The sequence below is a fragment of the Nocardiopsis sp. M1B1 genome (genome assembly GCF_052466615.1).
Genome location: NZ_CP196194.1, coordinates 994,194 through 1,007,831 on the forward strand (window position 1 = coordinate 994,194; position 13,638 = coordinate 1,007,831).

General features: G+C 72.0%; 8 protein-coding genes. 5 read left to right on the forward strand and 3 right to left on the reverse strand.

The window, feature by feature from the left end:
- Nucleotides 1-202 precede the first annotated feature (202 nt).
- On the reverse strand, nucleotides 203-1,111 hold the full coding sequence (gene thpD / locus ACSTA4_RS04535; RefSeq protein WP_248773569.1) for an ectoine hydroxylase: 909 nt from the start codon (nucleotides 1,109-1,111) through the stop codon (nucleotides 203-205).
- A gap of 511 nt (nucleotides 1,112-1,622) precedes the next feature.
- On the opposite strand from thpD, the gene ACSTA4_RS04540 reads away from it, so the two are divergent.
- From ACSTA4_RS04540 to ACSTA4_RS04555, 4 genes are all read left to right on the forward strand, one after another.
- Nucleotides 1,623-2,285 carry an HNH endonuclease family protein gene (locus ACSTA4_RS04540; RefSeq protein WP_444962517.1) on the forward strand — a complete coding sequence of 221 codons (663 nt, stop codon included), beginning with the start codon at nucleotides 1,623-1,625 and terminating at the stop codon, nucleotides 2,283-2,285.
- A gap of 232 nt (nucleotides 2,286-2,517) precedes the next feature.
- A complete protein-coding gene (locus tag ACSTA4_RS04545; protein WP_444962518.1) occupies nucleotides 2,518-4,992 on the forward strand; it encodes an ATP-binding protein in 2,475 nt (824 codons plus the stop codon).
- Between the two features lie 273 nt (nucleotides 4,993-5,265).
- Nucleotides 5,266-6,300, forward strand: coding sequence for a hypothetical protein (locus ACSTA4_RS04550; RefSeq protein WP_444962519.1), 1,035 nt, complete (start codon nucleotides 5,266-5,268; stop codon nucleotides 6,298-6,300).
- A 154-nt stretch (nucleotides 6,301-6,454) separates the two neighbouring features.
- Nucleotides 6,455-7,747, forward strand: a complete 1,293-nt coding sequence (locus ACSTA4_RS04555) for a DUF6891 domain-containing protein (protein WP_444962520.1) — start codon at nucleotides 6,455-6,457, stop codon at nucleotides 7,745-7,747.
- 94 nt (nucleotides 7,748-7,841) lie between these two features.
- Here ACSTA4_RS04555 and ACSTA4_RS04560 read toward each other — a convergent pair whose 3' ends face one another.
- On the reverse strand, nucleotides 7,842-8,345 hold the full coding sequence (locus ACSTA4_RS04560; RefSeq protein ID WP_444962521.1) for a DUF3995 domain-containing protein: 504 nt from the start codon (nucleotides 8,343-8,345) through the stop codon (nucleotides 7,842-7,844).
- A 101-nt stretch (nucleotides 8,346-8,446) separates the two neighbouring features.
- Nucleotides 8,447-10,453 (reverse strand): protein kinase domain-containing protein, encoded by a 2,007-nt coding sequence (locus tag ACSTA4_RS04565; protein ID WP_444962522.1) that lies wholly within the window; start codon nucleotides 10,451-10,453, stop codon nucleotides 8,447-8,449.
- An 829-nt stretch (nucleotides 10,454-11,282) separates the two neighbouring features.
- Here ACSTA4_RS04565 and ACSTA4_RS04570 point away from each other — a divergent pair.
- Nucleotides 11,283-13,634: a type IV secretion system protein gene (locus ACSTA4_RS04570; RefSeq protein WP_444962523.1), complete on the forward strand. Its 2,352-nt coding sequence runs from the start codon at nucleotides 11,283-11,285 to the stop codon at nucleotides 13,632-13,634.
- The last annotated feature ends 4 nt before the right edge of the window (nucleotides 13,635-13,638 follow it).

A 13,638-nucleotide genomic window follows, 5' to 3' on the forward strand; every position in this document is an offset into this window, starting at 1 on the left:
CCGGCCCCGGACGCGGGCCCGGGCGGCTCCGGTCCTGGAACCGGCGCCGGGCGGCCCCGGCTCCGGGGCTTCCCGGCGCGGGAAAACCCCCGTGCGGGGCGGGCTCGGGGCCCGCCCCGCACGGGGGCGCTGGATCATGCCTTCCGGGCGGGCACGCGTTCCGCTCGCGGCGGTCGGCGGCCGCGCGGCGCGCTCGGGCGCGTCAGCGGCCCACGGGGGCGAACTCGCGAGCGGAGAGGAACTCCGGGCGCGGGGCGGGGGCGCTGAACGGTCTGTCGCAGGCGTTCTCGACGCTGTTGAAGACGATGAAGACGTTGGACCGCGGGTAGGGCGTGATGTTGCCGCCCGAGCCGTGCATGCAGTTGGAGTCGAACACGGTCACCCCGCCGGCCGGGCCGGTGAGCACGTCGATGCCGTGCTGGTCGGCGAGGTAGGACAGGGAGCTCTGGTCCGGGGTGCCCACGTGCTGGCTCTTGAGCGAGTCGCGGTAGTGGTCGTCCGGGGTCTCGCCCACACAGGAGACGAACGTCCTGTGCGACCCCGGCATGATCATCAGCGCGCCGTTGTGCGCGTAGTTGTCGGTCAGGGCGACCGAGAAGCTGACCGCCCGCATCCGCGGCATGCCGTCCTCGGCGTGCCAGGTCTCGAAGTCGGAGTGCCAGTAGAACGAGCCGCCGCCGAAGCCCGGTTTGTAGTTGACGCGGCTCTGGTGCACGTACACGTCCGAGCCCAGGATCTGGCGGGCGCGGTCGACCAGGCGCGGGTCGTTCACCAGGTCGGCGAAGACCTTGCTGACCTTGTGCACCTCGAACACCGAGCGCACCTCGTCGGAGGAGGGCTCGACGACCACGCGTTCGTCGCCGCGCAGCCCGGGGTCGGAGCTCAGCCGCTCCAGTTCGGCGCTGTAGGCCCCGACCTCGTCCGGGGTGATGAGGGAGTCGATCTGGGTGTAGCCGCGCTCACCGTAGGCGCACAGCTCGTCGTGGGAGAAGGGGCCCTCGTCGGTCCCCCAGACGGCGGGGTCCCTGCGGTACAGCAGGGCGGGTTCGGTGCTCTTGCGTGTGGGGTATTCGTCCGCGGTGCTGGTCGGAAGGTCCATCTGCAGAGTCATGGTCGATCCCCTGGCGGGGCTCATCCTCTCCGATGTCGACGGTTTCTCCTACGACATGCGAACTTAACAAAGGGCAGGCAAGCCTACTTACGGCTTCTTTATGTGCGGTGTTTAGTGTCCTTTTTGTCGGGTATGACAGTTATACTATATGGGGGGAAACCGTGAGGGCTTCCGGTTTTCCTTTCCGCTCTTATCCTTATTCCGGGGACGGGTCCGGTCGTTCACCTGCATGGCGTCACTCGGAGTGAATGTACATGAGCTGAGAGTGTGTATTCCCAGGTCGTCCGGCTGCGCCCTTCGCCTCCGGGGTCGCTTGTGAAAGAACACACTTTTGCTGTGTGCTAGATCACACGAATAAGGTTCAGGGCCTGGTGCAGAACTCCGGGAGAAGGGCCGGGGCGTCATCCCCGATTCCGGCGGAATTTCCCGCGGGGTACTGGTGGGAGAGGAGCGGTTGCCGCACAGTGGTGGGGTCCGTGCTTTCCTCCCACCCGCTCACAGAGGAGAAAACGTGCCCTCCCCCCGCCCCCGTGCGCTTCCCCGCGCGCTCGCGGCCCTCAGCGCCGCCGTACTCGCCGTCGTCCTGGGCTGGTCGGCCCCGGCCGCCGCCGACCACGTCCTGCCCCCGGGCATCCCCAGCACCTCCACCGCCCAGAGCCAGCTCGACTCCCTCACCGTCCGGGCCAAGGGCCCCCAGACCGGCTACGACCGCGGCCTCTTCCCGCACTGGAGCGTCGTCGACAGCCCCTGCACCGCCCGCCAGTACGTGCTCGTCCGCGACGGCCACGACGTGGTGACCGACTCCGACTGCCAGCCGACCTCCGGCCGCTGGTACAGCACCTTCGACGACGTGTGGTGGGACGGCGACGTCTCCCAGATCAGCGTCGACCACATGGTCCCGCTCAGCGAGGCCTGGAAGACCGGCGCGGCCGACTGGACCACCGAGCGGCGCCGCGACTTCGCCAACGACGTCGACTCCCCCCAGCTCTGGGCGGTCACCGTCAGCAGCAACAGCGCCAAGGGCGACAAGGACCCCTCCCAGTGGATGCCGGACAACACCGCGATCCACTGCGACTACGTCAAGGCCTGGATCAACGTGAAGCACCGCTACGACCTCACCGTCACCTCCGCGGAGAGGTCCGCCATCCAGGACACCATCGACACCGCCTGCTAGGCCGCCACCGGGCGGGACGCGTGCCGACGGACACGCCCCCGCCACCGCCGCAGGTCGGGCCCGTCTCCCCCTGGGGGCGGGCCCGACACCGCCCTCCGGGGTTCTGGCGCGCCGTAACCCCGTCCGCTTCTCCCGTTCCGGGGCGATACTCCACTATGAAGGGGGCGAGGGCGGCGGGTCCGGGTAGGAACGACGGAACCCCGCCACGCGACGCGACCAGAAGGGCGAAGAGATGACCGGCACCAGGGGGACCCGTGGCGCGACCCGCCTCGCGGTCCGCTACTTCGACGACCGCGTGCTGTTCAGCGACAGCGAGGCCTGGGCCTACTTCCGCCTGCCCACGGTCTCCTACGAGTTCACCACGCCCGAGGAGCGCCAGGCGCTGGCCACCAACGTCACCATCGCCCTCGCCGCCATCCGCATGAACGACGCCGAAGTCCACCTGCGCGTCGCCCACCGCACCTACCCGGCCGCGGAGTGGGCCACCCGGCTCGACGCCACCTCCGACTCCGGCCCCGGCTGGTACGACTACCTCGACGAGACGTACCGGCACGTGTGGGCCAAGGACTTCTGGACCAAGGAGGTCTACCTCGGCGTCCGCCTCGGCCAGCGCAACGTCGGCGCCGGACTCGGCCTGTTCTCCCAGCTCTTCGGCGCCTACCAGCGCACCGAACAGGTCCTGGGCATCAACGACGACGCCGTGGACGACCGCGAGATCGCCCGCTGGACCGACCAGGCCGAGCGGCTCGGCCGCGCCCTGGCCGCCAGCTCGCTGCACGCCCGCCACGCCACCTCCGACGAGATCGCCTGGCTCATCCGGCACGCCGTCAGCGGCACCGCCGAGGAGATCCGCCCCTCGGCGGCCGGACGGCGCACCTGGGGCCGCGGCGAGATCGAGGCGCTGGTCGACGGCGTCGTGCACAACGGCCGCTCCGCGCTGCGCCTCGAACAGCCCGCGGGGTCCACCCACGTCGCGTTCCTGTCCTTCTCCCGCTTCCCGGACCTGATGCCCTTCCCCGACGGCGAGCCCTGGATGCACCACGCCGACGCGCTCCCCTTCCCGGTGGAGATGTCCCTGCGGATGAAGCTCATCCCGCCCGCCAAGGCCTCCAAGGACGTCGGCCGCAAGCTCGCCCACGCCCGCGACATGGACGCCCACATCCGCGAGGCCGGGGTGGAGGCGCCCATCGCGCTCGCCGAGCAGATCGACGCCGCCCGCATGCTGGAGCACGGCATCACCAAGGAGCGCCTGCCCTTCGTCTACGGCTGGCACCGCCTCATGGTGTCCGCGCCCACCGAGCGCCTCCTCGGCCAGCACGTCGAGGCGGTCATCGAGCACTACCGCGACATCGGCATCGACGTCATCAACTCCACCGGCGACCAGTTCTCGCTGTTCAACGAGTCCCTGCCCGGCGACCGCATCCGCCTCAACGCCTACGCCCAGCGCCAGCCGCTGCGCACCATCGCGGGCGGTATGCCCACCGCCACCGTCGACGTCGGCGACCGCGTCGACCACTCCGGCGGCGGCTGGGTGGGCCCCTACGTCGGTGAGACCATCGGCCGCGCCCGCTCCATCGTCCACTTCGACCCCATGGTCGCCGCGGCCCGCAACCGCCCCACCGCCATCGCCATCACCGGCGAGCCCGGCGGCGGCAAGACCACCCTCGCCCTCCTGCTCATCTACCAGCTCGCCCTGCGCGGGGTCACCGTCGCCGCCATCGACCCCAAGGGCGACGCCGAGTCCCTCGTCGAACTCCTGCAAAGACGCGGCCGCAAGGCACGCATGATGTCCCTGGGCTCGGCCCAGCCGGGCCTGCTCGACCCCTTCGCCTTCGGCGACGACCTGTCCGCCAAGAAGACCATGGCCACCGAGACCCTGCGCCTGCTCCTGCCCCGCATGAGCGAGGAGCGCGAGTCCGCCATGATCCAGGCCGTGGCCGCCGTCGCCAACCAGCCCCAGCCCTCCCTGGCCAAGGTCGTGGACCACCTGGTCTCCTCGCCCGGCGCGGCCTCGCGCAACCTGGGGGCCGTCCTGCAGTCCATGTCGGAGATGCGGCTGGCCAGCCTGTGCTTCGACCCCCAGGGCGAGGCGCGGATCGACACCGAGGGCTGGACCACCGTGTTCACCCTGGGCGGGCTCACCCTGCCCGACTCCGGCGTGGGCCGCGACGACTACTCCTACGAGCAGCGCCTGTCCGTCGCCCTGCTCTACCTGGTCTCCCAGTTCGCACGCCGCCTGATGAACGGCCTGGACCGGCACCTGCCCAAGGCGATCTTCCTGGACGAGGCATGGGCGGTCACCTCCACGCCCGAGGGCGCCAAGCTCGTCCCCGAGGTCTCGCGCATGGGCCGCTCCCGCAACACCGCGCTCATCCTCGTCTCGCAGAACGCGGGCGACCTCCTCAACGAGCAGGTCACCAACTGCCTGTCCTCGGTGTTCGCCTTCCGCTCCAGCGAGCGCTTCGAGGTGGAGAGCGTCATGTCCCTGCTGGGAGTGGAGACCAACGAGGACCACCTCGCCGTGCTGCGCAACCTCGGCAACGGCGAGTGCCTGTTCCGGGACCTGGACGGCAGGGTCGGACGGATCGGCGTGGACCTGGTCTCGGAGAACCTGCTGCGCTGGCTGGACACCAACCCCACCCGCCAACGCCCCGGTGAGGGGGAGGGGGACCTGGTGCCCGCGGGCGGACGCGACGAGCAGCTCTAGGTGGTCATCCCAAACTGTTGCGGGTGTGACGCAGGAGCCTTCTCCGCCCGGTGATCCTGCTGCTGGAGGCGCTGTGGGACGCGGACAGCGCCTCTGGACGCGAGATCACCGGGGCGGGGGCGGGCCGGCTGGCCTTTCCGGTCACGGGGGTGCGCGGCGCCTGGTTCGGGGTGCTCCCGGGTGGGAATCTCCTACCCTGTCGGGTTCCGCCCCGGGTGCCCGACCTCCCCAGCCCCGGCATTCCGACCCCCCACCGCTCACGAGGGACCGCCCATGCGTGAGGACGCCATCCGGCCGCGACCCGTCATCGACCCCGCCCTGCCCGCTCGCCAGCGCCGGGAGGCCTTCCTGGGGGCGCAGCCCCCGGGACCCCCGCCCAGAGGCGGCGGCGGGGCCGCCGAGTCCCGCCCGCCGAGGCTGTCCGACAGCGGCGTCCACCTGCTCGGCGTCGGGTTCACCACGACCCTGGCCCTGATCACCGCGGGCTGGTACCTGGGCATGGTGATCGCCAGCGTCAGCCTCGTCGCCTACGTCGCCGCCCTGGCCTTCCGGCGCGACGCCCACCCCGCCGTGCGGGCCGCGGGCGCCGCGGCGGGAGCGGGCACACTGGTCGCCGCACCGGCCTGGCTGATGGACGTCGTGCCCCAGGACCCCTCCCCGGGCATCCCCTGGGTGGTCTTCGGGGTGCTCGTCGCCGTGGTCACCGCCGACACCCTCACCTCGCGGGTGCGCCGGACCGACCGGGAGCGGCACCGGGAGCGGGTGGTGCTGCCCGACGACGTCAGCGAGGGCGACCACGCCCTGCTGGTGGAGGTGCAGCGCACGATCGACCTGGTGCGCGGGGCCCGGGCCGAACTCGGCGGGGAGTCCCTGGACACCGACCGGGCGCTGACCGTCCTGCACGAACAGGAGTGGCGCATCGCCTCGCTCCTGGCCCGGCAGCGCGAACTGCGCCGCTCCCACCAGCGCCGCTGGCAGCGGGCGGTCTCACCCCGCGTCAGGGAGGCGCTCAAGCCCCAGCGCGAACACCTGCACGCCGTCGAGGAGGCCGTGCGCGCCCGCGTCGCCCAGATCACCGAGTACGGACGCCTGGTCGAGCAGGCCGTCGCTGCCCACCGGGAGTGGGAGCAGTGCCAGGAGGCGGTGGACTCGACCGCGGAGTACACCGAGCACCTGGCCGCGGCGGGCTTCCTGGGTGCCCGGGCCGCGGACGTCGCCGAGCTCGCCGCCACCGCCGCCCTCGCCCGGCAGGTCCGCGACGAGCGCGTCAGCCGCTTGGCCGGGCACGACCTGGTCGCCCACGGGTGAGCCCCCGCGGGCACCGCGTCCGGGGACGCGCGGCCGTGGGCCGCGGCCGCCGCGGCACCGGTTGTGACCAGCGTCGCGGTAGTTGTCCGGATGCGGACAGTGGTGACTTCGGCAATCGTCCCCAAACACCTCGCGCTTCTGACACATTGGGCGAATGAGTGAAGTCAGGGAGAGCGTCCACCCCCTCACCTCCGCCAAGGAGACGGTGGCGGTCGGGGTCGCCTCGGGCCGGGGTGGGTTCGTCGAACTCCTCCGGGACGCCCGCCGGAGCCTGCTCGACACGCTGGAGGACGGCGACCCCGGCGGGCGGGAGGTCCGCGAGGCCTCCGCCCAGCTCCACGACCACGTGGACCGGGCCCTGGCCGAGCACGTCCAGCGCCAGCGCCGCTGGCCCGCCCGCACCGACGGCGAGCGCCTCACACGCGCCTTCCGCGCCCTGGACGAGTCCGGCGTCATCGCCCGCGAGGAGTTCACCTGCTGCGAGCGCTGCGCCAGGACCGCCCTGGAGGGTGAACTCGCCGCCCGCAACTCCCGGCCCGCCGACACCCCCGCGCGCGGGTACGCGTTCTACCACGACCAGGACGCCGCGCACGCGGTCGCGGGGTCCTCGCTCACCATCGGCTTCGGCGCCAGCCACCCGATCCGCCGCGCGGCCGTCGGCGAGGAGGTCGCCGAGGCCCTGCGCGCCCACGGGCTCACGGTCGAGTGGGACGGCGACCCCGACCGCAAGCTCCACGTCGGCATGGACTGGAACCGCCGCCGCTTCGGCCGCGGGGCCGCCTTCCCCGGGCCCGCCGTGGACGGCGAGCCCATGATCCACGTGTCCTTCAACAACCCGGGGCCCTACGAGGTCCCCGATTGGGTCTCCCACTACCAGGGCCGCGTGAGCGTCCGCGAACTGTCGCGGATGGTCCTGCCCTGGCTGCCGCGCTTCTTCGTCGCCACGCTGAGCAGCGACCGGGGCCACAGCATCGCCCTCGAACGCGACTTCGACCTCCTGCGCGTCCGGCACGGACCGGCGCTGTCCCGCGAACGCGTGGAGGAACCCCTCAGCCGCTGGGTGGTGGGTGCCGTCTGGCCGCGCGAGGAGGCCCGCTCCGCCCACACCGGGCTGCTGGAGGTCCACTACGCGGACGCCGCCGAGGAGGGCCTCGGCTTCATGGACTACGCCGAACCCCTGGAGACGGCCGCCGCGCGACTGGTCGTCCACCGCCTCACACCGATCAAGGGCACGTTCGCGGTCTTCAGCGCTCCCGGCGGCGCCGTCGTGCAGATGGTGTGGGAGAGCGGCCCCCGGCTGTGGATGGAGACCCCCTCGCCCTCCGAGGCGGTGTCGCGGGGCCGCCACGTCACCCTCTCCGAGGCGGAGGAGACGGTGCGCGTCCTGGCGGAGGAGGGGCGCGTCATCCTAGGGGAGCTGGGAGAGCTGAAGGTCACCCACTGGTGAGCGGTCCGGGGCGGCGCAGGGACCGGTCGGCCCCACGCCCGCGACCGGTTCCCGCGGTGGTCCTCGGCGCTGACCGGTGTTCCGCGGCGCGCCCTCAGGAGCCGCCGTTGCCCGCTGCGCGCGTTCGCGCGAACCCCAGCGCGGCCAGACCGAAGACGAGTCCGCCGACCAGGAACCAGGGGTTCCACAGCAGCAGCGTCCACATCCGCTGTTCCGGGCTGACGGCGATCTCCCGGCCCGCGGGGTCGGCCAGCAGCATCACCTCGACGGTGACGGCGCGCAGCAGCAGCACGGCGCAGACGCACCAACCCAGGGACCTGACCAATCGCCCCGTCGGGCCGGTGGGACGCGGTCTGGAGAGGAGCCAGCCCAGCGCGCCGCCGACGAGGCACAGCAGCCCCACGCCCCACAGGCCCACCGCCACGAACCAACCGGGGCGTTCCGCGGCCACAGGGCCCGCCGAGACGCCCAGGCCCCAGTTGCCGCCCAGTGCCCAGTAGAGGTGGAGCACGGCGAAGGCGACCGCCCAGGCGCACGCGACGCGCCCCCACAGCCCCGACGCCGCCCTGTCCCCCCGGTCCCGTGGATTCTCGTGCATAGCGAGCAGCATGCCACCGCCTCCGCGCTCCGGCGCCCACGGTGCCGTGAGAACCGGCCCGCCCGGCCCCCGGGTCCTGCGCGAAGGCGCCGGGGACGACGTCAGCGGAAGCCCGCCCCGAACCCGAAGTAGGCCCGCGCCCCCGCCGGAATCAGCAGCAGGCCCGCGACCGCCAGGTTCACCAGCAGCACCAGCACGTAGACCGGCAGCTGTTCGGGGGCGTAGACCACCACCGTGAACATGTTGAGCACCAGGACCACCGCCGCCACCATCTGCAGGAGCACGACGCCCCCGTAGACCAGCCGCGACCGGGTCATCAGGGCGGGCGCCGCGACCGTCGACAGCAGACCCCAGACGTAGAGCTGGGCCATGGAGGCCCCGTTCACCTGGGTCCCGCTGGTGGACTCCACGGTGAACAGCACCGCGAGGACCAGCAGGTAGAGCCCGTTGAGGACCAGCATCACGGCCGCGGTGACCACGGTCGCGGGCATGCCCCTCCGGGGGCGCTCCCACGGCATCCGGGCACCGGTGGCCGGGCCGCCGTGCCCGGGGAACATCCCCGGGTGCCCCGGGCCGCCGACCGGCTGGCCGGGCATCGGGCCCCGCCCCGTCGGCGTGCCCGCGGAGGGGAAGGGGAGGGAGAACTGGCCGGTCACCCCGGGGGCCGGGGCCAACTGCGGCCCGGGCTGGTGCCCGGTCGCGTGCGGCGCCTGCGGGTAGACCCCCGGACCCGCGCCGGGGCCGTGCGCGGCCGTGCCGCCGGTGAGGTCCGGACCGGTCTGCCCGCCCGGGAAACCGGGGCCGTGGGGACCGGAGGGGAACGCGGGGTTGTGGGGCCCGCCCGCGAACCCGGGGCCGTTGGGACCGCCCGGACTGTGGGGGCTGTGGGGCCCGCTCGGGAACGCCGGTCCACCCGGTCCATTCGGTCCGCCCTGAGGCCCGCCGGGGCCGTTCGGGCCGCTCGCGAACGCGGGGCTGTCGGGGCCGCTCGGGGCCGCGTGCCACGGCGGGTGGGGGCCGGAGCCGGGAGCGCCCTGGCCCGGGCCTCCCTGACCGGCCGCTCCCGGACCCGCGGCGGGGAACGGCGGTCGATAACCCCCCGAAGGGCCGGTGGGCACGGCGCCGCCGGACCCGCTCCGGACCTCGCTCCCCGGAGCCTTCCACGACCCGCTGTCCGCGCCCCGGGGGCCGGTGAGGGGCACGGGTCGGCCTCCGGTGCCGGGGGAGTCCTGCGCCCGGGCGCCGACGCCGCCGTCGTCCTCCTGCGCCTGCTTCTCCCGCTCCAGGAGGGCCAGCGCCTCGTCGGGACTGGGCCGCGCCGACGCGTCCCTGGCCAACAGTGCCGCGATCAGCGCCCGCAGCGGCGCGCTCGCGGGACTGTGCTCCACGTCGTCCAACGACAGCCGCGGGGGCATCGGCGCGGTCAGCACCGCGCTGATGATCCCCGTGATGCTCTCCCGTTTGAAGGGCGAGCGCCCCTCCAGGAGCGCGTACAGGGTGACGCCCAGGCTCCACAGGTCCGACGCGGGCAGCGCGCGCTTGCCCTCGAACCGCTCCGGCGCCATGTACTCGGGCGAACCGATGTACACGCCGGTCTGGGTGAGGGCGGCGCCGCCGTCGACGTTCGCGATCCCGAAGTCGGTCAGCACGGTCCGGTCGTCGTCGGTGAGCATGATGTTGGCGGGCTTGACGTCGCGGTGGGTGACCCCGCCCGCGTGCACCGCCTTCAGACCGCCGAGCAGCGACCTGGCGGCCTCCTCGACCCGCTCCACCGGCAGCGGACCGTGGTGGTCCAGTTGGTACTGGAGGGACTTGCCGCTGAGCAGCTCCATCACGATCCACGGGCTGTCCTCGTGTTCGAGGACGTCGTGGACCGTCACCACCGCCGTGTCGCTGATCCGCGCGGTGGCCTGGGCCTCGCGCAGCGTGCGGGCGTGCGCCTCGGCGCGGGCCTCGGGGTCCATGCCCTGGGGGAGGAGGACCTCCTTGATGGCCACATCGCGTTGGAGGGAGGGGTCCCAGGCGCGCCACACGGTGCCCATCCCGCCAGCGCCGAGCCTCTCCCGCAGCTCGTAGCGGCCGACGGAGGAGTGACCGGAGGCGGACATAGGCGCGCATCCCTTCGGGGGGTCGGGAGAGGGGTGACGATGCGCAGGACAATCTATCCGAGAAAAGCCCTACAGCAGCACTTTGTGACACTCGTCCATGTTTCCTGAACCATTCTCCCTCGATTGCGGACAGTTCCCCACACCTTGGTGTGAGGGTGGCCGGTAGCGGTCACCCGCGCGGCGGGTGCGGCGCGGAGAGGGGTCGGCGGGTATCCGCCCGACGTCCGCTGCCGGGGGTCCTCGCGGAACCGCGTCCACGACGGCTCCCAGCCGGGCCGGTCCAACGCGGTGGTCGGCAGGGGGACGAGGGGCTGTGCAGGCGGGGAGGGACTGTTGAGCCGGAAGGGAACAGGGCGATGCCGTTGTGGACCTAGGTCAGGTTTCGGTCCTGCGGCAATGCGGACTCGGGGTTCCACCGAAGGCAGTTCTGGCATCGGGCGTCAGTCCGTTTGATGGCTCTATGTCCGCTTTTTGTGGCGAAGCTGGATGTGACGACCCTCATAGTGCGGAGGTGGCTAGGAAATTGTGGCCTTGTGGTTTCCGGGTGTTTCGGAAGACCGTTCACGCCCACTACCTGCGTAAACGTTGACAGAGGCGGTCTTTGTCCTCCAAGGTCTGGCCGCATCGGGGAGAGAAGGGGAAAACCCGACGCGTTGCGACCGTTCCCCGACCCGGTGATGACGCACCATAGAGGATGGGGTAGAGACATGCGGGGACCTTGCGGTCGCGCACGACCGCGTGCGGTGTGCACGTGTGTACGGGCGCGTCGACGGGGCCCCGGTGTCTGCGAACATCGCCTTCGGCCGAACCACGACGCAGGAGCCAGCAGATGACGCATCAGCACGTCCGACGGCGGGGATGGCGACGCCTCCTGATGACGTTCCTCATGCTGACCGGTCTCGTCGTGCTGCCCCTCAGCGGGGCGCAGGCGAACCCGCTGTGCCCGGGCGAGCCCGCGCCGCTGCCGGAGTCGGCGGGAAGCGGTTCCGACGGCCTGCTCGTGCCCCCGCAGTCGCAGTCCTCCATCGAGGGCTCCACGGACGGCCTGCCGCCCGACGCCAGCATGTACGGCCAGTACGGCACCGCCGGACAGCAGTGGCACATGATCACGGAGTCCTGCGTCGACGGGATCAGCAACGGCGCGCAGGCGACCCTGGCCAACACGGCCTGGGACCTGTCCAAGACCATCAACCAGTCGACGATCACGGTGTACCAGGCCGCGACCTCCGACGGTCTCCTCGCCAGCTTCAACGAACTCGTCGAGAACGTGGTCGTCACGCTGAGGGAGGGCATCTGGCGCCCGCTGATCCCCACCGTCGTCATCCTCGGTGCCCTGTGGTTGGGCTGGTACGGGCTCATCCGGAAGAGGATGACGCTCACGATCGAGTCCAGTATCTGGATGATCGCGGCGACGGCTCTGGGGCTGTGGATCCTCGTCAACCCGGCCCAGATCATGGGTATGGCGAGTGGCTTGGTGAACTCCGGCAGTCAGCTGGTGACGAGCACGATCGGGCAGGTGCCCTATGGGGGAGGGTCGGGGACCTGCCCCTCAGGGGCGGAGCCACCGGAGCGCGCTGACTGGGAGTCCGAGGCCGACTTCCAGGTCAGGCGCAACGCGGACATGCTGTGGTCCAGTCTCGTCTGCCAGCCTTGGGTCTCCGGGCAGTTCGGAAACGGGGATATCGCCGAATCAGCTGCACACGTCCACGGAACCGACCTCATCGCTACTCAGGGGATCAGCAGAATTGAGCAGCAGCAGATCGCTGATGAGGAGATCGACGCCAACGAACTCGTTGCAGAGAAGCAAGAGGCGTATGAGGCCATAGCTGCTGACGTGCAGGAGTTCTACCCCAGCGTCTACCCCCTCTTCTCGGGTGATGATCAAGGAAGCCGCCTGGGAGTGGCCACACTCGCGCTTTTCGCCTCGGTCTTCGCCGGGGGACTGATCCTCGCCGGGTCCGTGGCGCTCATCGTGCTGAAGATCGCCTTCCTGCTGCTCTTCCTCCTCGCTCCCATATTCCTGCTCATCGGAATTCACCCCGGCTACGGGCGCATGGTCCTGCTGCGCTGGGTCGAGCTGATGATCGGCTTCCTCCTCAAACAGATCTTCGTCGTACTCCTGATCTCGCTCCTGGTCATGTGTTACGGCATGGTCATGTCCACCAGCCTCGGCTGGGGCCTGCAGATGATCCTGCTGGCACTCTTCACCGTGGCCCTCTTCGTCTACCGCAAGCCCTTCGCCTACCTGTTCTCCTCGGTCAACGCGAACACCTTCACCTCGCGCATCGTCAGTGACGCCGCGCAGAGCCAGGCGCTCAGCCGGAGCGCGGTGGTCCTGCCGCCGGTCGCCAACCTCAAGGCCCAGGCCTGGGGGCTGCGCCGGGGACCGCAGATCGCCGGAGCGGCAGCCGGAGTCCCCGCGGGCGGGGGAGCAGCCCCGAACGGCGGTGTGGACACCGGGGTCGGCGACGAGGTCCCGGCCGACGGCGGTCCGGTCCGCGCGGACGGAGCGCGGGCACGCGGCACCGCCGGGTACGGCAGGGTGCGCGACAACGCGGCCCCGCCCCTCAACGTCACCAGGAGCGCTCCGGCTGGCGGAGGTGGCGGTGGCGGCAGCCGGCCCGCCGGGCCCGCGCGCAGCGGTGACCAGGCGCCGAGCCTCTCCGGTAGCAGCGCGGCCTCCGGTGCCATCCCGCCCCGGCCCAGCGGCGGCTACACCGGTACCGGCGACAGCGGCTGGGCCTCTGTGTTCGGCACCGGTTCGGGGGGCCGCGGCGGCTCCGAGCGCCGGGACGGCGGTGGAGGCGGCGGCTCGGTGTTCGGCGGGAGCGCCCCCGCCGCCGGGAGCGGACGCGCCGCGAGTTCCGAGCGGCCCGAGCCCAGCACCGGACAGGGCATCTTCGGCGGTCGCGCGGACACCCCGGCCCGGGGCAACCCCAACGCCCGCGCCTCTCGCTGGGGCTCGCCGAGGGAGCGGCGCGAACGCCCCGCTCCCCAGCGTCCCGCCCGTCCCGCGCCCTCCGGCGAGAGCCGGGGCCGGGGCGACGGTGACGGCGGCTGGCTGACCGGTTCCGGCAAGCGCAGGGACGACGCGCCCATCACCCCCTTCTGGGGGGAGAGCAGTTCTTCCACGACGAGGGACCGCAAGCGGGACGTTCCCTTCTGGTTGAACGACGACTGACGAA

What these genes read in the sequence shown, in the direction of transcription:
- ACSTA4_RS04565 (WP_444962522.1), bottom strand. Translation starts at nt 10,453, where the DNA reads ATGTCCGCCTCCGGTCACTCCTCCGTCGGCCGCTACGAGCTGCGGGAG.
- ACSTA4_RS04555 (WP_444962520.1), top strand. Translation starts at nt 6,455, where the DNA reads ATGAGTGAAGTCAGGGAGAGCGTCCACCCCCTCACCTCCGCCAAGGAG.
- ACSTA4_RS04560 (WP_444962521.1), bottom strand. Translation starts at nt 8,345, where the DNA reads ATGCACGAGAATCCACGGGACCGGGGGGACAGGGCGGCGTCGGGGCTG.
- ACSTA4_RS04550 (WP_444962519.1), top strand. Translation starts at nt 5,266, where the DNA reads ATGCGTGAGGACGCCATCCGGCCGCGACCCGTCATCGACCCCGCCCTG.
- ACSTA4_RS04545 (WP_444962518.1), top strand. Translation starts at nt 2,518, where the DNA reads ATGACCGGCACCAGGGGGACCCGTGGCGCGACCCGCCTCGCGGTCCGC.
- ACSTA4_RS04570 (WP_444962523.1), top strand. Translation starts at nt 11,283, where the DNA reads ATGACGCATCAGCACGTCCGACGGCGGGGATGGCGACGCCTCCTGATG.
- thpD (WP_248773569.1), bottom strand. Translation starts at nt 1,111, where the DNA reads ATGACTCTGCAGATGGACCTTCCGACCAGCACCGCGGACGAATACCCC.